Below are 20,772 nucleotides of genomic sequence, written 5' to 3' on the forward strand. Positions count from 1 at the left end.
ACGTAAAAAAGTTGGAAGATTCAAATAACAGCACTGTTGTGCTGTGTGCTTATCGGAAGCTTGCTTGCAGGTTGCAGCAGCGCTAAGAAGGAGGACGGATCCGCTGCATCCGAACCTCAGGGTGCAAAAGGAGTCGCGTCCAATGTGGCGGCGGCTGCTGCCGGAGCAAAAAATGAAGCAGCAACCGAAGAACGGATCGTAACGGACGAGCTAGGGCATGAACTTAAGCTGTCATCCGCACCAAAGCGGATATTCGCCCCTAACATGGAGGACTCATTGCTGAAGCTAGGCGTGAAACCTGTAGCGCAATGGTCTAACGGGAAGAAAGGGCATGAGTACCTGCAAGAGGAGCTGAAGGATGTGCCGAAACTGGACTTGTCAGCAGGGCTGCCTTCGCCGGAGGTGTTAATGTCCTACAACCCGGATTTAATCATCCTACATACGGAAACGTACGCTAAGGACGCAACAACCTATGAAAGCTATGCAAAAATCGCACCGACGTATGTTTTTAAAAATGCGTCTGGAAATATTGAAAAATCACTTGCTACAATTGGAGACTTGCTCGGCAAGTCCACTGAGGCTGATGCGGCATTGCAGGCCTATCGGCAAAAGGTAACGGACGGTAAGGAGAAGCTGAGCAAGGTTGCGGAGAACAAAAAGGTCGCTATTATTCGATTTGCGCCGAGAGGAATTAGTCTGATGGGCGGCAAGTATTTGTGCGGATATGTGCTGCATCAGGATTTGGGACTTGGCATTACGAAGCTGGTTGGAAATGAGAACAGCGCGAATCTCTCGCTAGAAGTCCTTCCTGAACTGGATGCTGATTATATTTTCGTCATCAACGCTTACGATCAAGGAAGCGACCGCATGAAGGAGATGATGGACAGTCCAATTTGGAAGAGCATGCCTGCGGCCAAGCAGGGTCATGTCTATGAAGTGAACAACCAGTACTGGCTCGGGAGCGGCTTGATTGCGTACGAAAAAATCGTTGACGACACAGTTCGATTGTTGACGGAATAGGGGGCAATCCGGTTGGGACAAATGAATTCAACGCCAACGCTTACCAAGTTTTCACGCTATAGGATTGAGCTGCCTCTTGCGGAACAATGGGTACTTCGTTCACGCGCGGAGCGGCGCACGTATCGGATTATGGTGGCTCAGCCCATGGGATCGCCTCCACCCAGCGGATTTCCGGTCATTTACTTGCTGGATGGCAATTCCGTATTCAGCATGATGGTGGAGGCGCTGCGGCTGCAATGCCGTAGGCCGGATAAGACAGGGGTATTGCCCGCGATTGTTGTAGGCATTGGGTATGAGACGAATGGGCCGTATGCCCCGGATCGCTTCTACGATTTTACGCCGCTGCCAGCTGAGGACTTCAAGCAGCGTTCTGACGGTACGCCACTTCCTGAGCAAGGCGGGGCGGGGGCTTTTCTGCAATTCATTGAGGAAGAGCTGAAGCCGCAGATCGAGAGTGAGTTCCAGATTGACCGCGATCGTCAGGCGCTGTTTGGCCATTCGCTAGGCGGTTTGTTTACGATCTATACGCTGTTCAGCCAGCCGGAGGCATTCCGATATTACATCGCGGGCAGTCCATCGCTCCATTGGAATCCGGATTACATGCAAGAGCTGGAACAGAACTTTATCGAGCAAGCAAGAACGGGAGATCGCTCATATCCTGCACAGGTGCTTCTTGGTGTAGGAGAGCTTGAAAAAACGCATGTATGCCGTAACTGCGAGCGTGCCAGCGAATTGGCGAATCGTTTGTCGGCCATATCGGAAGACATCGGAGTAGAGGCAGAATACAAGGAGTTTGAGCAGGAAGGCCATGTGTCGGTGCTTCCGATATTGGTGAGCAGGGCGCTGCGATTCGTACTTAACCCGGACAAATAAAGAGAGGTTGGCAGGATGAAATATTCAGGGATTGAAGGCAAGGTGGCCGTTGTTACAGGCGCGGCCCAGGGGATCGGGAAGGCGGTGTCGCGCGCGCTTGCCGTTCAAGGTGCAATCGTGGCTGCCGTCGATCGGAATGAGGCTGGCTGCGTCAGCCTTGCAGCCGAGCTTGGTACAGACGGATATCGTGCAGCCGCTTATCCAGTTGATGTAGGCGACAGTTCCGCCGTGGATGTGACGGTGGAGCGGATTGAGAAGGAACTTGGCCCAATCGGCGTACTTGTCAATGTGGCAGGCATACTGCGGCCTGGCCCGATTGAGACGCTGAGCGATGAAGATTGGCAGGCGACCTTTCGGGTCAATGTCAACGGCGTATTCTACATGTCGCGCGCTGTCGTAACGCGGATGGCCAAGCGCAGATCGGGAGCGATTGTGACCGTAGGTTCCAATGCCTCCGGTGTACCGCGTACGTATATGTCCGCCTATGCGGCATCGAAAGCAGCCACAACGATGTTCACGAAGTGTCTAGGCTTGGAATACGCTCGGCATCATATTCGCTGCAATATTGTGTCGCCGGGCTCTACGGATACCGAGATGCAGCGCTCACTGTGGAATGGACAGAACGGAGCCGAAGCGATGATTGCCGGTTCGCCGGAATCGTTCCGCCTCGGGATACCGCTGGGCAGAATCGCTCAGCCATCGGATATTGCCGATGCTGTCGTTTTTCTCGCATCCGAACAGGCAAGACACATCACGATGCACGATATGTGCATTGATGGCGGCGCGACATTGGGATGTTGATGCAAACATCAGAAGAGCAGAAATTGCGGAAGGAGTCGATTGACATGTTAAAGTACGATGCCGTTCCCACAGCTGAGGGAATACGGCTTTTGGAACAATATCAGGCGGGTTCATCCTTCTTGTTCTCGTCGCCTCAAGGAGCATTGCTGACACACGGGGAATGGGCGCGGCTGGTAGAATGGCAGGCTGTAGATGAGGATAGTTTGCCTCAGGCTGTAGCGAAGCTGTTAGATGCGGCTCGGCAGGGCGACCGCGATTGCCCGGTCGTTGTTGGAGCAATTCCGTTTCACGCGGAGGAGCCTGTTCGCCTATATGTACCGAAGGAAGTGCATCGGTACGAGCCGTTGCGCATTGATACGCATGATTTGCAACAGGAAACGGAACGAGACAGCTATAGCGTACGAGCAGTTCCGGAGCCAGAACAGTATAAGCAGGGCGTCAACCAGGTTCTTGAGCGGCTGCAATCGGGCGAGCTCCAGAAGGTGGTGTTGTCCCGATCCTTGGAAGTGACATTGTCGCATGACGTTGATGTGCAGCGCCTGTTGCATCGGTTGCTCTGCCAAAATACCCGTGGATATACGTTTGCAGTGCCATTAACGATGGAGCAGCAGCATGTAAGTAAAGACAATGGCGTGTCTGCTGCGGCAGGAACGGCCCAAACGTTAATTGGAGCAAGCCCCGAGCTGCTCGTAACGAAGCGGGGAATGCAAATCAAGGTGAATCCGCTGGCTGGTTCAGCGGCACGCAGTGATGATCCGATCGAGGATGAGCGGCGTGCCGCCCAGCTTCTGAGGTCGGAGAAGGATCTGCATGAGCACGCGGTCGTCATTGAGGCGGTCGTATCTGCTCTCCGTCCATATTGCAGCAAGCTTCATGTGCCGGAAGGCCCGTCGCTCGTGTCTACGAAGACAATGTGGCATTTGTCTACGGAAATAAACGGCGAGCTTGCGGATCATGCCATATCTTCCTTAGAGCTTGCTCTAGCGCTGCATCCGACGCCTGCCATTTGCGGGACGCCTACGGAGGCGGCTCGGGACGTGATCCGGGAGATCGAACCGTTCGAGCGAGGATTCTTCACGGGGGCAGTCGGCTGGTGCGATGCGAATGGAGACGGAGAATGGGCCGTTACGATTCGCTGCGCGGAGGTGGAGGGACGCTCGCTGCGTCTTTATGCGGGAGCGGGAATCGTGGTTGGCTCGTCCGCGGAAGCGGAGCTAGCCGAGACGTCCGCCAAGCTTCGCACGCTGCTGCAAGCGATCGGGCTGAATGAACAACAACCGATGATGATGCAGGAGGGATGAACGATGCTGGCAGGATGCCCGACATGGCCGGAAGAGTTTGCTGCACGTTATAGACAGGAAGGATGCTGGCAGGGAGAGACATTCGGCACGATGCTGCGCCGCCGTGCAGCCCAATATGGAGATCGCATTGCAATTGTGAGCGGCGATCGGCGAGTCAGCTATGCAGAACTGGATGAACAGGCAGATCGCCTGGCAGCTGGATTCTATCGTTTGGGCATTAGGGCGCAGGATCGAGTTATTGTCCAGCTTCCTAATATTCCACAGTTCTTTGAAGTCATATTTGCGCTGTTTCGCATCGGAGCACTGCCTGTCTTTTCCTTGCCGGTGCACCGCAAGAACGAGATCGGCTACTTATGCGAGTTCACACAGGCAGCCGCGTATGTCATCCCCGACAAGGATGCGGGGTTCGATTATCGCGAGCTTGCTGCGCAGGTGAAGGACACGCTGCCGGATGCGCGCCGCATTATTGTTGCGGGTGAGCCAGGGGAGTATACAGCGCTGAATGATCTGTATGTCGAACCGAGCATTGGCGAGATCAAGGGGCCGAGCTCCGGGGACGTTGCTTTCCTTCAATTATCTGGCGGGACAACCGGCTTGCCGAAGCTCATTCCGCGGACGCACGACGATTACATATATAGCCTGCGCATAAGCGCAGAAGTTTGCGCATTGAATGAGCACAGCGTATATCTGGCGGTACTGCCGATTGCGCATAATTATCCGCTCAGTTCTCCTGGCGTGCTTGGCACGCTATATGCAGGAGGGCGGATCGTGCTTGCCCGCGGAGCAAGTCCTGATGAAGCCTTCCCGCTTATTGCCAAGGAACGCGTCACTATTGCAGCCGTCGTGCCGCCGATTGCCTTAATTTGGATGGATGCCGCGGAATCACGCCGCTGCGACATCTCCCATTTGCAAGTGCTGCAGGTTGGCGGCGCCAAGTTCAGCGCAGAAGCTGCCAAGCGGGTGAGAACGACGATTGGCTGCACACTGCAGCAGGTGTACGGGATGGCAGAGGGCTTGGTGAATTATACGAGGTTCGATGACCCCGAGGAGACGATAATCAACACGCAGGGCCGTCCGATGTCACCATATGATGAAATCCGCATCGTCGATGATGAGGATGACGAAGTGGCTCCGGGCGAGGTGGGACATTTGCTGACGCGCGGGCCGTATACCATTCGCGGATATTACAAAGCCGAGCAGCACAACGCAAGATCCTTTACATCTGACGGCTTTTATCGCACAGGCGATATGGCCAGAATGACTCCGGCTGGATATTTGGTGATTGAAGGGCGGGCGAAGGATCAGATTAATCGAGGCGGAGATAAGGTGGCGGCTGAGGAAATCGAGAATCATTTGCTTGCCCATCCTGGTGTGCATGATGCGGCTGTTGTGTCTATGCCGGATGAATTCCTTGGCGAGCGCACATGTGCATTCGTCATTCGATATGAAGCTGCCATAACGGGCAGCGAGTTGAAGGCTTTTCTAAGAGATAGAGGGCTTGCGTCATATAAAATTCCCGACCGCGTAGAGTTCGTCGAATCCTTTCCACAGACGGGAGTCGGCAAGGTGAGCAAGAAGATGCTGCGGGAACTGATCGCTGCGAAGCAGGAGGCGGCATTGAGCAAGAAGTAAGTGATAAGCGAAGATGCATTTATGGATGTAACGAAGCATTAGCAGTAGTTACTGAAGAAGCAACAGAAGAAGTGCTTGAATTAGCGCCCAAAGAATTGTCTAAAAGTGTCTGAGATTATCTGGAAGAAGTTTCCTATAGGAGTATGTGAAAAGTAAATGATGAGGTTTCCTATTCATGAAAATGTCTCGTGTTGTTGCAGCGTTTATCCTATAAAAATTAGAGAAAAGAGGAAAAATGATGGGTCTTCCTACTATCCTTCCATATCGAATGCCAAGTGAGGCAGAGCTACCAGAGAACAGAGTCGACTGGAGTCCGGATCCAAGCCGTGCCGTACTGCTTATCCATGACATGCAGCAGTATTTCGTCGATGCCTATCAGGCGGGCGAATCGCCGCTGGTCGAATTGATTGCGAATATTAAGGAGTTGCGCGAACGTTGTACGGAGCTAGGCATCCCTGTCGTGTACTCGGCGCAGCCAGGGGGGCAGACCCCTGAGCAGCGCGGATTGCTGCAGGACTTCTGGGGGGCAGGCATTAATGACGGACCGTACCAGAAAAAGTTCATAGACGAGCTGGCGCCGCGGGTAAACGATATTCTTATGACGAAATGGCGCTACAGTGCCTTTCAGAAAACGAATTTACTTGAGATATTACGGGAACGCGGACGGGATCAACTGCTCGTATGTGGGATTTACGCGCATATTGGCTGCCTGATGACCTCGTGCGAGGCATTTATGCAGGATGTCCAGCCCTTCCTCATTGCAGATGCGGTAGCTGATTTTTCGCTAGACAAGCATCACATGGCGTTAACCTATGCGGCAGAGCGTTGTGCAGTAGTGGCAACGACGGAACGGGTTCTGAACGCTCTTAACCGTCATGCTGCCGAGCAAGAATCGGAAGAAACAGCCGGAGCAGAAGCGGGTTGTTCGGTAACACTGCAATCTGTGCGCGAAACGGTTGCAGAGCTGCTGCAGGAGGAGCCGTCTGCGATTGGCGATCAAGATAATCTAATCACGCAATGGGGGATGGACTCGATTCGTATTATGAGCTTAGTGGAACGTTGGCGGCGCAGCAGCATTGCAGTGAGCTTCGTAGAATTGGCGGAACGGCCGACGGTAGCAAGCTGGTGGGAGCTCTTGTCCGCCAAGCTCAGCAGTAACTCGGTGCCTAATTATGATTATTACTCGATATAAAAGGAGGTCATCATCATGCACGATCAGGAGAAGGAACGATGGCCGCTATCGGGAGCGCAGGCTGGAATCTGGTTCGCGCAGCAGCTCGATCCTGACAACCCTATATTCAACACCGCTGAATGTGTGGACATCCGCGGGCCGATAGATCCTGCTCGCTTCGAAGCGGCCCTGCGTCAGGCGGTGACAGAGGCCGATGCGCTGCATATCCGCTTCGGAGAGGATGCAGACGGTCCATGGCAGAAGATCGTTCCCACAGATGACTGGATGCTGCACATGATTGACCTGAGCAGAGAGGCTGACCCGGAAGGCGCAGCCCGAGCGTGGATGAACCGCGATATGGAGAAGCCCGTTGATTTGCACACAGGGCCTCTCTTCACGGAGGCGCTGTTTAAGATCGAGAGCGAGCGTTATCTCTGGTATCAGCGCATTCATCATATTGTCATTGACGGATTCGGCGCAGCATTGCTGATGCAGCGCGTGGCGCAAAACTATACAGCATTAACCTATGCTCTTCCGAATGGAGCAGGAACGTTCGGTTCCTTGCAATCCATTTTGGAGGAGGATGAGGCATATCGTTCATCGGAACAGATGAACCGCGACCGGGAATTCTGGCTGGAGCGCTTCTCCGACAGGCCGGAAGCAGTTAGCCTAGGAGGACATGCGCAGCGAACGGCCCGTCGCTTCGTGCGCCGCACTGCGCATATTCCAGCCGCCACGGTGAGTGGATGGCAGTCGATTGCAGCTGAATCGGGAACAAGCTGGCCGGATGTTCTTGCAGCAGCGACCGCAATTTATGTGCATCGGATGACACAGGAAGAGGAGGTCATTCTCGGTCTTCCTGTAATGTGCCGACTAGGATCAGCCGCACTGCGCGTTCCCGGCATGGTTATGAATTTGCTTCCGCTTCGTGTGGAGGTTAGTTCGGAGAAAAGCCTTGGCGATCTGCTGCGGGAGGTGTCGCGTGAGATTCGCATGATTCGGCGCCATCAAGGGTATCGCCATCAGGATTTGCGCAGAGACTTGAAACTGCTTGGCGACAACCGAAGGTTATTCGGCCCGCTCATTAACGTCATGCCTTTTGTCGAGGATGTCAGCTTCGCAGGCTATCGCGGCAAAGTCAGCAACCTGTCCGCAGGGCCTGTCGATGATTTGACGATTAACGTATACAGCCATGCGGATGGCAGCGGGCTGCGTCTCGACTTCGACGCGAATCCCGAAATCTACAGCTTGGACGAGCTGTATGCCCATCAGAAGCGCTTCCTGCATCTATTGGATGGAATTGCGCATGCCGAATCGAATCGGCCTCTTGGACAGCTTCCGGTGATTACGCCTGAAGAACGCCGACAGGTGCTTGAGGAGTGGAACGATACTGCATATGATGTGCCGAGCATAAGTGTGCCAGAGTTGTTCGAGGAACAGGTGGAGCGCGCTCCCGAGGCAGTTGCGGTCGTGTGCGAGGACGACCTGCTTCGATATGGAGAGTTGAATGCGAAGGCAAATCGGCTTGCCCATTACCTTATTTCTTACGGCGTCGGGCCCGATCGTATTGTGGCGCTTTCTCTCCCACGCTCGCTGGATGCGGTCATTGCCATATTGGCTATCCATAAGACAGGAGCCGCTTATTTGCCGCTTGATCCGGACTATCCGTTCGAACGGCTTGCCTATATGCTGGAGGACGCCGATCCAATCTGTCTGATTGCGACGAAGGAGACGTCCGCGAGCTTGCCCCCTTGCAACAGGAAGACCATCGTGCTGGATGAATCGGCAACCGTAGACGCCCTGGTGCAATCACCTGCTCACAATCCTACAGATGAGGATAGGATCAGGGCAATCTCAGCATCGCACATTTCATATGTCATTTACACTTCCGGCTCTACTGGGAAGCCGAAGGGGGTCATGCTTACATTTGGCGGCTTGGCGAATCTGCTGCATGACATGAAGGTTCGGTTGGCGCTGAGCGAACAGGATCGAATGCTGTCCGTCACTACGATATCATTTGATATATCCGTAATGGAACTGCTGCTGCCGCTTATATCCGGATCCGCACTCGACATTGCCCGCAAGGAAACGATTCTGGATCCGTCCGCACTGGCAAGCCGCATTGCGGCAACAGGCGCGACGATCATGCAGGCGACGCCGACGCTGTGGCAGGCGCTTGCCGACAGCAAGCCGGAACGATTCGCCGGGCTCAAGATGATTTCGGGCGGAGAGGCGATACCGCTCGCGCTGAAGCTGGCGCTGCAGGAGTTGAACGGCGAGGTCAACAATCAATATGGCCCGACGGAGACGACGATTTATTCGACCGCGGGGCTGCTTGATCATAGTCCAACGAACAAGCCGTCTATCGGACGGCCAATTCGGAATACAAGGCTGTATGTGCTCGACAGTTCGTTGGAGCCAGTGCCTCCTGGGGTAGCGGGAGAACTGTATATTGCAGGCGCCGGGCTTGCGCGCGGATACTTGGGACGTGCGGATTTGACTGCTGAGCGCTTCATTGCCGATCCATTCGGACCTCCTGGTACTCGAATGTATCGAACAGGAGATATGGTGCGTTGGTTGGCAGACGGCACGATCGATTATTTGGGACGCACGGATCAGCAAGTGAAGCTGCGCGGATTCCGGATCGAAACCGGTGAAATAGAGGCGCTGCTGGATGCCCATCCTGACATATCGCAAGCAGCGGTTACGCTTTACGAGGATTATGCGGGTGAACGACGGTTGGCAGCTTATGTGGTTCCATCATCATCGTCAGGACTTGAACCTGAGGAACTGCGTCAATATGCAGCACGGAAGCTTCCGGATTACATGGTTCCGTTTGCTTTCGTTGTTCTTGATGCTATGCCGCTTACGCCGAATCGCAAAATTGACCGCAAAGCTCTGCCTGCGCCAGAGCGCGCTGCCGCAGCAGCGGGTCGCGAACCGCGTACACCGCAAGAGGAAATCATATGCGCCCTGTTCGCAGAAGTGCTGGGTCTTGCCCGCGTAAGCATCGATGATGATTTCTTCGCTCTAGGCGGTCATTCCTTGCTCGCGGGACGGGTTATGGTGCGTGTGCGAGAGGCATTCGGCGTTGAGATGAATATCGGAAGCCTGTTCGAAGCGCCTACCGCAGCGTCTCTTGTGCGGCGTCTCGAACCTGCACAGGAGCAAAGACCAGCCATTCGCGCGAGCTTAGGCAAGCGGCCTGAGCGGCTGCCGCTTTCTTTTGCCCAACAGCGACTATGGTTTCTGTACCGGCTAGAGGGGGCAACGCCTACTTACAATATTCCGCTCGTTGCCCGAATGTCGGGCGAGTTGAATGTCGAGGCGCTGCAGGCAGCTGTTTTTGATGTGGTGGATCGCCATGAGACACTGCGCACGATTTTTCCGGATGAGAATGGCACTTCAAGTCAAGTGATACAACATTCCAAGGATGTACAAATACCGTTCCATGTGCTGGACGTAAGTGAGCAGGATCTGCACGACAAGCTAGAGGAAGCAGCACGATATAGCTTCCGTCTTTCGGAGGAGCCGTCGCTGCGGGTTCACTTGTTCCGGACGGGGGCGAAGGAGCAGGTGCTCTTGTTGTTGCTGCATCATATTGCAGGCGATGGTTGGTCGCTCACGCCGTTGACTCGTGATTTGTCGATTGCTTACGAGGCGCGTTGCCGGGGCGAGGCGCCTGCGTGGACACGACTTCCCGTCCAATATGCTGATTATGCGCTGTGGCAGGAACGGCTGCTTGGAAGCGCTGATCAAGCGGACAGTCTTATCGCGCGCCAGCTCGATTACTGGACGGAAGCTCTGAAGGGATTGTCAGAGGAGCTGGAGTTGCCTACGGATTATCCGAGACCTCCGGCCGCCAGTCATAAGGGAGGCACCGTCGGGCTGCAAATTGATTCTGTTCTGCATGGTCGGCTGACAGAGCTTGCACGAGGCAATCGGGCCAGCTTGTTCATGGTGCTGCAGGCTGCGTTGGCCGTGTTGTTCACCCGACTTGGAGCGGGCAATGATATTCCGCTTGGAAGCCCGATCTCAGGCCGTAACGATGATGCGCTTGACGGTTTGATCGGTCTGTTCATTAATACACTTGTCATTCGCACCGACACGTCGGGCAATCCAGGCTTCGAAGAGCTGCTGTCCAGGGTGCGCAAGGTCAGTTTGGAGGCGTATGAGCATCAGGATGTGCCTTTCGAGCGCCTTGTTGAAATACTGAATCCGATTCGTTCGCGTGCGAGGCATCCGCTTTTCCAAATCATGCTGGTGCTGCAAAATACGCCGGAGGCGTCGCTGCAATTCCCAGGATTATCGTCAAGCCTGCAGATTAAGAGCGTGGATACGGCGAAGTTCGATTTGACTTGGGAACTGAACGAGCGCCGCAATGCAGATGGAGCGCCAGATGGTCTGGATGGGATTGTAGAGTTCAGCGCAGACCTGTTCAAGCGTGATACGGTTGAGATGCTCGCAGCGCGTTATGTGCGCATATTGGAAAGCATCGCCTTAGAACCAAGCAAGCCGATTGGAGAAATCGATATATTATTGCCTGAGGAGCGGAACGATCTAGCGAAGGATTGGCTGGCATGGAGTTCAACTGTCCCCCATGCTGAGCAGGCCACGATTCCGCAATTGTTTGAAGCGCAGGCAGTTCGTTCGCCGCAGGCCATTGCTGTCGTCCATGAAGGCGCGGCAATAACATATGAACAATTGAATAAGCGGGCAAATCGCTTGGCACATCTGTTGATGGAGCACAGGGTTGGGCCTGAGCATATTGTGGCGCTCGGATTGCCAAGGTCGATGGAAATGATCGTCGGCGTATTGGCTGTATTAAAGGCAGGAGCAGCCTACTTGCCGCTTGATCCTGATTATCCCGCGGAGCGGCTTGCCTATATGCTGGAGGATGCAGGCCCTGTATGTATTGTCACGGATCGTCGTACGATTGAAAAGCTCCCGGATGGGGGAATGGGGGCTGTGCCGCGCATCTTACTGGATGATCCAGAAGTGATGCGCCAGTTAGCAAGCTGTTCCGAATCTGATCCTATAGAGCAGATGTGCAGGCGCAAGCTCTCTCCTTACAGTCCGGCTTATATCATTTATACGTCCGGCTCGACGGGCAAGCCGAAGGGTGTGCTTATTCCGCACCAAAACGTGGTAAGGCTATTCTCCGCAACCGAGCATTGGTTCCATTTCGGCGCCGATGATGTCTGGACATTGTTCCATTCTTATGCTTTCGACTTCTCGGTATGGGAAATATGGGGCGCGCTGCTGCATGGCGGCCGACTCGTCATTGTCCCTCACGCTGTCAGCAGATCGCCAGAGGAGTTCCTGGGTCTGCTTGTGCAAGAAGGGGTAACGGTTCTGAATCAGACGCCGTCTGCTTTCTATCAACTCATGCAGGCGGACAGGGAGCATCCGAACCTCGGGCAAGCGCTGTCTCTGCGCTATATCGTCTTCGGAGGAGAAGCGCTGGAGCTAGGCCGTCTGAGAGACTGGTACGAACGGCATGCGGATGATGCGCCGCGGCTTATTAATATGTACGGGATTACGGAGACGACAGTTCATGTCAGCTTCAATGAGCTGAATCGCAATAGCGACGTTCCGGGAGCATCCAGCCTTATCGGCGGATCGATTCCGGATTTGAGGGTGTATGTGCTGGATGATGCACTGCAGCCTGTACCGTATGGCGTAACAGGAGAAATGTACGTATCCGGAGCAGGCTTGGCGCGCGGCTATTGGGGCCGGCCGGGCTTGACGGCGGAGCGGTTCGTGGCCGATCCATTTGGCCCGCCTGGAAGCAGAATGTACCGCACTGGAGACCTGGCGAAGCGTGTGATTGGTGGAGGACTGGATTATTTGGGCCGTGCCGATCATCAGGTGAAAATTCGCGGCTTCCGCATCGAGCTGGGCGAGATTCAAGCCGTGCTTGCCAAACATCCAAGCGTAGCGCAGGCGGCGGTCATTGTGCGGGAGGACAACCCAGGTGACAAGCGGCTTGCGGCTTATGTGGTTCCTGCTGCAAATGCTCCTTGGGACGCGGTGGAGCTGCGCCGACATGCGGCTTCTATGCTTCCCGATTATATGGTGCCATCAGCCATCATTGGGCTTGATGCATTGCCGCTCACGCCGAATGGCAAGCTGGATCGCAAGGCGCTTCCGGCGCCTGATATTGTCCTTGATGCAGATGGACGCAATCCGAGAACGCCGCATGAAGAGGTGCTCTGCGATTTGTTCGCCGAAGTGCTGGGCCTTCGCCGCGTCGGGATCGATGACAGCTTTTTCGAGCTGGGAGGACATTCACTGCTTGCGGTTCGGCTTATCAGCCGCATCCGCGAAGCGCTTGGGCGAGAGCTTAGCATTGCGGTATTGTTTGAGGCGCCAACCGTGTCTGGACTCACCGAGCGAATGGAGCTGGATCGGGACAGCGGGAACAGTGCGCTCCAAGTGCTTCTGCCGCTGCGGACGCATGGCGAAGAGATTCCGCTGTTCTGCGTCCATCCGGCAGGTGGCTTAAGCTGGTGCTATGCCGGATTAATGAAGCATCTTGGTGTGAATTATCCAATTTACGGCTTGCAGGCACGTGGAATTGCGCAGGCTGAGAAGCTTCCGCAGACACTGGACGAGATGACGGCTGATTATATTCGCCACATTCGCCTGATTCAACCGCAGGGACCGTACCGCTTGCTGGGCTGGTCGCTGGGCGGCAATGTTGCGCATGCGATGGCCGTGCAACTGCAAGAGGAAGGGGAAGAGGTTGCGTTTCTGGCGATGCTGGACGCCTATCCGAGCCACTACTTGCCGATTCGGGGGGAACCGGATGAGGAGGAGGCGCTGACCGCCCTGCTTGCCTTGGGAGGCTATGACCGCGACAGTATCGGCGATGAGCCGCTGACGATTGCAAGCGCAATCCGCATTTTGCGCAGCGACAGCAGTGCCTTGGCTACACTGGATGAAGCGACGATTATGAATTTGAAGGTTACGTATGAGAATTCGGTTCGCCTGTTAGGTGCTTATGTGCCAAGAAGGTACGAGGGAGATCTGTTGTTTTTCCGCTCGACGATCATTCCAGATTGGTTCGATCCAATTGAGCCGGAGATGTGGATTCCTTATGTGGGCGGCCGTATCGAACGCCATGATATTGCATGCCGGCATAAAGACCTATGCCAACCAGGGCCTCTAGCTGAAATTGGGGCGAGCATCCTAGAGAAGCTTCGAAATGCGAGCAGTAGGAAGGACGTTTCTGAAATGCATGTGTAGGTATCCTCTGTATCCTCAATTCTTAGGAGACCATCCTTCTTTTGCAGTGATAGTCGAGCAATTTAAGGGGAGAAGGGGAACAAGGGATCAATAGTTGCAACAAAATGCCTAATTATTTTCAATGAGCAGTGTCTGCATATGGCCAGGGTAGTCGGCTTGGCAATGAAGATCTTACCCGAACTGATTTGCAAGCCGACAGGCCAACTGAAATTAATCAGAAATCCATTTTTCAGATTCAAATTTAAAAATTCGAAATCTGAGTCTGAAAAATGGGAAACCAGAATCCGAAATCTAAAATCCAAATCTGAAATTCACATGAAACCTACATATGAAGGGGAGAGGTTGCAGAATGGCAAATCCTTTTGAACAAGCAGATGGCTCGTTTTTGGTTCTTCGAAATGATGAGGAGCAATATTCGCTTTGGCCGGCTTTCGCAGCCGTACCTGAGGGCTGGAGCAGGGTTCTTGGCCCCGCTTCTCGGGAAGAGAGCATCGAATATATTAATTTGCATTGGATAGATATGAGGCCTCGAAGCTTGGTGGCGTCAGTGGCATCCGTGCCGGTAGAGGCTCAATGAGCAGGCGCTTGGATCCGAAAAAAGCAGTGTGCATCGTGTACGTGGCAGCCATGTTCGTGGTTGCCATGGATGCGACCATCCTCAACGTTGCGTTGAAAACGATTAGCGACGAGTTTCACATTCCGCCAGCCGCATCGGGAGCGCTTAACGTAGGATACTTGGTAAGCATTGCGATAGTACTTCCGCTGGCAGGCTGGCTGGGAGACAGATGGGGCACCAAGCGCATCTTCTTGCTTGCACTTGCGATATTTACTGGTGCGTCGGTGCTGTGTGGAACGGCTGCAGATGTATACTCCCTGATCTTCTACCGCATTCTGCAGGGGATTGGGGGAGGTTTAATTACTCCACTCGGAATGGCGATGCTGTTTCGGACATTCCCTCCCCAGGAGCGGGCGAAAATCTCGCGGTCGCTCGTGCTTCCAATCGCAATTGCACCCGCAGTGGGGCCAATCCTGAGCGGTGTTATGGTCGAACACCTTTCATGGCGCTGGATTTTTATGTGAATTTGCCGCTTGGAATTGCTGCTTTGCTGCTTGGCCTTTTGTACTTGCAGGAGCACAAAGAGCCGGAGGCGGGCCGTCTGGATGTTCCGGGCGTCCTGTTGTCGGCACCGGGGCTCGGACTGGTGATGTATGCGCTTAGCCAAGGTCCGCTGCAGGGCTGGAATTCACTTGTAATAACCGTTGCGGGCAGTGTGGGAACGGTGCTGCTGGCAGGACTGGTTTTCGTTGAATTGCGAGTACAGCAGCCGTTGCTGGATCTAAGGCTCTTGCAAGACCGCTTGTTCCGGACGGCAGGACTTGTCGCCATGTGTTCCGCTGCGGGATTGCTCGGCATGCTGTATGTATTTCCGCTCATGTATCAGCATGCGCTGCAAGCATCGGCCTTAGATGCCGGCTTGACGACTTTCCCCGAGGCATTGGGACTTATGGTGTCCTCGCAGCTTGTACCACGCTTCTATCCAAGGTACGGACCCAAGCGAATTATTATTGTCGGACTGCTCTGCACATCGGCGATCTTCGTACTGCTAAGCATGGTTGGGGCGGGGACGAGCCCATGGCTCATACGAAGCATGCTGTTCGCGGTTGGCCTGTGCTTAGGACATACAGTCGGAGCCCTTCAGATCGCGGCCTTCTCCAACGTACCTCCAGCCTCGATGGGGCGCGCTACCACTTGGTTCGCAGTTCAAAACAGGCTAGGACCGGCCATAGGAATGGCCGTATTGTCCGCCATCATGGCTGCAATGGCAAGCGGGCAAGTGATGAACGGAGCTGTAGATGCTGCTCATGCTGGACAGCTTGAAATGAATCTTTTCGCTTACCGTACTGCCCTGATCGGTGCAGCTGTATTTTTGCTCCTTGGCTTATGTGCCGCCTTCCGAATCCAGGACAGCGACGCCGCCACGACCATGAAATCTCGGCAATCTTCCATTCCTGCGACGAAGCCTGTAAAGGCTGAAGGATAGAGGATAAAAGATCACGTATCTATGCCCAAATATTAGAATTTAATGCTTCAATATTCTATCTTTATTACAGAGATAGTCTGTTTTTCCCAACCGTCGTGGATAAGTGATAGAGGCAATATCCAAGTACAGTAAAGGTTTAGAACAATTTTGACGAGTTTTCAGAAAATTCCGTTTTAGGTTGGGAAAATTATAGTGAAACCCGCGTGGTTGTAGTAAAATTGCTATATTAGTGTTTTGAAAAAGCCTGATTTATCTAGGGTTGAACAGTAACATTAGATGTATTGAAATTGAGCTGCCTCCCCTCATTCCGCCGATGATCTTGATGTTGAACAGTAACATTAGATGTATTGAAATTCTTTTTTTTATACACTTTCAACAGCCATAAAGAAGTTGAACAGTAACATTAGATGTATTGAAATTTGCTTCCGATATCGTGGTGAAACTTCCGCCACCTAGTTGAACAGTAACATTAGATGTATTGAAATATAGCAGCCCTATCTATAACGGGTAGGGGCTTGAGCGTTGAACAGTAACATTAGATGTATTGAAATACGGGCTGTAAAAAGTATACGAATAACTTCGCGCGGTTGAACAGTAACATTAGATGTATTGAAATACACCTACCAAAAAACGCTATCCAGATAACAACGTTGAACAGTAACATTAGATGTATTGAAATTGCTTAAGCAGCCGCGGACATCTTCTTCTTGAAGATGTTGAACAGTAACATTAGATGTATTGAAATAATCTAGTAAGTTGCAAGCCCGTTTGGACTTGCTGGAGTTGAACAGTAACATTAGATGTATTGAAATCGTCCCACTGAATAACGCTTCAAAACCAAATCCACTGTTGAACAGTAACATTAGATGTATTGAAATATAAACGAACGCATTTCCTTAGCATACTCTTCATTCGTTGAACAGTAACATTAGATGTATTGAAATTTCGCTTTAGAAAGACGATCCTTTTCTCCGCGAAGTGTTGAACAGTAACATTAGATGTATTGAAATGCCCCTCATTCATCCAGTCAGGAAAAACATAGTCATGTTGAACAGTAACATTAGATGTATTGAAATACATATTGCCAAAGTGGAAATGGGCAATTTTTTGTTAGTTGAACAGTAACATTAGATGTATTGAAATCGGCTAACCACCCTCCTATTATTGCGCAATCATGATGTTGAACAGTAACATTAGATGTATTGAAATTAGCGTTTACCAGAACGAAACTTTAATACAGCTTGGTTGAACAGTAACATTAGATGTATTGAAATTCCAGATACTAAGTACATAGTTAAAGGTTTAACGCCAGTTGAACAGTAACATTAGATGTATTGAAATTTCTCAAGCGGATTATTAAGCCCAAGATAGTCAGGCGTTGAACAGTAACATTAGATGTATTGAAATTCGGGTACTTGCACCAACTCTTTTTTTCGTTGTATGTTGAACAGTAACATTAGATGTATTGAAATTGAGAGTCGGGAAGTATAGACGCGTCTCCACTGACAGTTGAACAGTAACATTAGATGTATTGAAATAGTTGTGCAATCACAATGCCGTCAAGGTTTACTCCCGGTTGAACAGTAACATTAGATGTATTGAAATTATAAAGGCATCGCAAGCCAATATTTTAATGAAGAAGTTGAACAGTAACATTAGATGTATTGAAATCCTAGCACATAACGGGCAGGAGTAGATGCAAGTCCAGTTGAACAGTAACATTAGATGTATTGAAATTTTCACGTAGCTCTCGCATTCGTTCCGGTGAAATACGTTGAACAGTAACATTAGATGTATTGAAATAATTCATGATGTTGATGGTGAGTGACATTACCATAAGTTGAACAGTAACATTAGATGTATTGAAATAGTACGTAAGCAGCATCATAGTCACCATCTTCTTTACGTTGAACAGTAACATTAGATGTATTGAAATTGATGAACATTGGTGTTTTCCGTCCCTGCCCGTTCGTTGAACAGTAACATTAGATGTATTGAAATAAAAACATACCCGCTAATGTGATACCTTGAATTAGGGTTGAACAGTAACATTAGATGTATTGAAATTACCAGCTCGTCCTCGTCGAGTGCATCCATCCAGAGTTGAACAGTAACATTAGATGTATTGAAATTGGGTTTCCCATGGAGAAGACCACCCGGATACGCATAGTTGAACAGTAACATTAGATGTATTGAAATTAGATTCGTGGCGCTACTGCAAAAGCCTTTGATTTAGTTGAACAGTAACATTAGATGTATTGAAATTTTGTGGAAAGTGTATGAAACGCTTTATTAAGATTGAGTTGAACAGTAACATTAGATGTATTGAAATAGTTGATGGGTAAACCTGCCGTTGATAATATCATCCGTTGAACAGTAACATTAGATGTATTGAAATAACCTATGTAACGGCTAAAGGGCTTGAATATATCTAGTTGAACAGTAACATTAGATGTATTGAAATTCGCCATCCGTCATCTGACTATAAAGCTTATTATCGTTGAACAGTAACATTAGATGTATTGAAATTTGAGCCGGTGGACGCGTCGATCGTATTTCCGGAATGTTGAACAGTAACATTAGATGTATTGAAATAATGGAGTCAAGCTTTCTTCTCGACCCTGCTTGATAGTTGAACAGTAACATTAGATGTATTGAAATCTGATGATCAAGCAACAGTCCAATTGTAGATGGTATGTTGAACAGTAACATTAGATGTATTGAAATTTGGTGTAGACATAGTAGCCTTTTAGGTCGATGTCTGTTGAACAGTAACATTAGATGTATTGAAATACGCTGCCCCCTCTCTAATCTGTACATGCGTGTACTTGTTGAACAGTAACATTAGATGTATTGAAATTGTCCGCACTCTGAGCATGTAATATGTCTATTCCTTGTTGAACAGTAACATTAGATGTATTGAAATTGTCCGCACTCTGAGCATGTAATATGTCTATTCCTTGTTGAACAGTAACATTAGATGTATTGAAATATCCATGGTCGAACCGTGCGGATATGGACAAGGCCGGTTGAACAGTAACATTAGATGTATTGAAATTATGGTACGAACCTTGCGAGCAAGTATGCGGAGCTGTTGAACAGTAACATTAGATGTATTGAAATGGGAATAGTGATATCGCTGATCCTTGTGAATCTCCGTTGAACAGTAACATTAGATGTATTGAAATAGTGTGAAGAATGGTGGGTTAGCTATTCTGGACAACGTTGAACAGTAACACTAGATGTATTGAAATTATGCGCCAGTAGGACCGGCAACCGAGAAACGTTCAGGTTGAACAGTAACATTAGATGTATTGAAATACTACTAATTGACCCGTGATAATCTCCTGCTTTCTTGTTGAACAGTAACATTAGATGTATTGAAATTACTCCTGGATTGCTTCGGTTACCCGGATCACGAGTGTTGAACAGTAACATTAGATGTATTGAAATTGGTTTGTGGGGACGCATCAAGATAAATCCGAATGACGTTGAACAGTAACATTAGATGTATTGAAATACAATTGCGGGGCCGAGTTCGATCTTTTTACATCACTGTTGAACAATAACATTAGATGTATTGAAATATCGTGGAATGGATATGGGGATGTAAGGGAAAGTTGGTTGAACAGTAACATTAGAAGTACAAAATTAATAAAAGCGCCACCTATACTGTAGCGCATTCTCCTTTTGAAGGATATTAGTTTTAAAGTTTTATATAAAGACAAAATGATTCTTCCTAACAGTTGTAAATAGTGGTACTATAGTTATAGGAAAATCACACCATGTGTTACTGTTGATTTTAGAACATAATTTAAAGTCAAAAATTTCAATGCATCGCACGCTACAGTTAAATAATGAATATTTAATTTGCTTTCATTCTATTGCTCTACTATATCGTTTCATTACTAGAGTCTGCAATAGGTAATAATATTCAATCTACTTAGGAGAGGGGAACGATATGTACTTTGAATTAAAGGCGACGGTCATGCTGAAGCAGTCGGGACATTATTTGGAATGGCCTGAGCGTATAAGTGCTTGGATCGGAAGGGTCAGCTTGCATGATCCCATGTTGAAACACTCACATTATGAAACCGCATACAAGCATTATGTGTATGGAGCACCTTATCCGAGAGAGAATGATGGAATCTACAAGAAAGGTAAAGTATATGTCATAGAAATACGGAGCTCAATTGAGCAGACGTTAAGACGTATCTCCGCTGCACTGCAAATAGAGAGTGGAGATGATTATCTCGAACTTCTCGCCGTATCAAGTGTAAATAGTAAACGATTAACGCATATTACAGAACTTACGACAGTGACTCCTGCAATTGTAACCATTGATAATAAGCCGTGGGTACCAGGTGGAGATATCGAACTATTGTTGAAGCAGGTGCACGCCAACGCTGAGAAAAACGTAACAGCTTGTTCCCGGATGAGCCGATTCGACTCGATTATTATTTTGCCGAAGGTATTCAGATATTGAATGGCAAGCCAATTGCTTATTGCTACAAAGGCCGCAAGCTGCTCGGCAACAAGTTCCGATTGTTTATTCGAGAGGATCCTTGGTCGCAGCAACTGGCGCATATCGTTCTTGGATCTGGCGCAGCTGAGAAGGGAGCCATTCTAGGGGCTGGTTTCTGTCTTGCCAAGGGTCTGAATTAATTGCTGAAAGGAGGGG

The 20,772-nt window shown here is 50.5% G+C and carries 10 protein-coding genes, 1 pseudogene and 1 CRISPR repeat array; all 11 genes and pseudogenes read left to right on the top strand.

The window, feature by feature from the left end:
- Window positions 1–144 precede the first annotated feature (144 nt).
- The 11 genes and pseudogenes from PAV_RS11790 (at window position 145) to PAV_RS36120 (ending at window position 20,756) form a co-directional block, all read left to right on the top strand.
- Entirely contained in the window at window positions 145–1,020 is an 876-nt protein-coding gene (locus tag PAV_RS11790; protein WP_005546378.1) for an ABC transporter substrate-binding protein, read from the top strand.
- A gap of 21 nt (window positions 1,021–1,041) precedes the next feature.
- Window positions 1,042–1,893, top strand: a complete 852-nt coding sequence (locus tag PAV_RS11795; protein WP_040735894.1) for an alpha/beta hydrolase — start codon at window positions 1,042–1,044, stop codon at window positions 1,891–1,893.
- 15 nt (window positions 1,894–1,908) lie between these two features.
- The gene (locus PAV_RS11800) at window positions 1,909–2,694 is read left to right on the top strand and encodes a 2,3-dihydro-2,3-dihydroxybenzoate dehydrogenase (protein ID WP_005546381.1); all 786 of its coding nucleotides are present in this window, start codon (window positions 1,909–1,911) and stop codon (window positions 2,692–2,694) included.
- Window positions 2,695–2,738: 44 nt separating this feature from the next.
- Window positions 2,739–3,995: an isochorismate synthase DhbC gene (gene dhbC / locus PAV_RS11805; RefSeq protein WP_005546383.1), complete on the top strand. Its 1,257-nt coding sequence runs from the start codon at window positions 2,739–2,741 to the stop codon at window positions 3,993–3,995.
- Window positions 3,996–3,998: 3 nt separating this feature from the next.
- The gene (locus PAV_RS11810) at window positions 3,999–5,627 is read left to right on the top strand and encodes a (2,3-dihydroxybenzoyl)adenylate synthase (protein WP_005546385.1); all 1,629 of its coding nucleotides are present in this window, start codon (window positions 3,999–4,001) and stop codon (window positions 5,625–5,627) included.
- A gap of 238 nt (window positions 5,628–5,865) precedes the next feature.
- Window positions 5,866–6,819 carry an isochorismatase family protein gene (locus PAV_RS11815; protein ID WP_005546386.1) on the top strand — a complete coding sequence of 318 codons (954 nt, stop codon included), beginning with the start codon at window positions 5,866–5,868 and terminating at the stop codon, window positions 6,817–6,819.
- Window positions 6,820–6,834: 15 nt separating this feature from the next.
- Window positions 6,835–14,049, top strand: coding sequence for an amino acid adenylation domain-containing protein (locus PAV_RS11820; RefSeq protein WP_005546389.1), 7,215 nt, complete (start codon window positions 6,835–6,837; stop codon window positions 14,047–14,049).
- A 349-nt stretch (window positions 14,050–14,398) separates the two neighbouring features.
- Window positions 14,399–14,626, top strand: coding sequence for an MbtH family protein (locus tag PAV_RS11830; protein ID WP_005546392.1), 228 nt, complete (start codon window positions 14,399–14,401; stop codon window positions 14,624–14,626).
- Window positions 14,623–16,091, top strand: a pseudogene (locus tag PAV_RS11835) (DHA2 family efflux MFS transporter permease subunit). Before PAV_RS11830 ends, PAV_RS11835 begins: the two are co-directional and overlap by 4 nt.
- Before the next feature lie 258 nt (window positions 16,092–16,349).
- A CRISPR array of direct repeats spans window positions 16,350–19,744; the repeat unit is 30 nt; unit sequence GTTGAACAGTAACATTAGATGTATTGAAAT.
- Window positions 19,745–20,052: 308 nt separating this feature from the next.
- Window positions 20,053–20,577 carry a hypothetical protein gene (locus PAV_RS11840; RefSeq protein ID WP_005546394.1) on the top strand — a complete coding sequence of 175 codons (525 nt, stop codon included), beginning with the start codon at window positions 20,053–20,055 and terminating at the stop codon, window positions 20,575–20,577.
- On the top strand, window positions 20,574–20,756 hold the full coding sequence (locus tag PAV_RS36120; protein WP_238555808.1) for a hypothetical protein: 183 nt from the start codon (window positions 20,574–20,576) through the stop codon (window positions 20,754–20,756). Before PAV_RS11840 ends, PAV_RS36120 begins: the two co-directional genes overlap by 4 nt.
- Window positions 20,757–20,772 lie beyond the last annotated feature (16 nt).

The organism is Paenibacillus alvei DSM 29, from assembly GCF_000293805.1.
Classification (GTDB): domain Bacteria; phylum Bacillota; class Bacilli; order Paenibacillales; family Paenibacillaceae; genus Paenibacillus_B; species Paenibacillus_B alvei.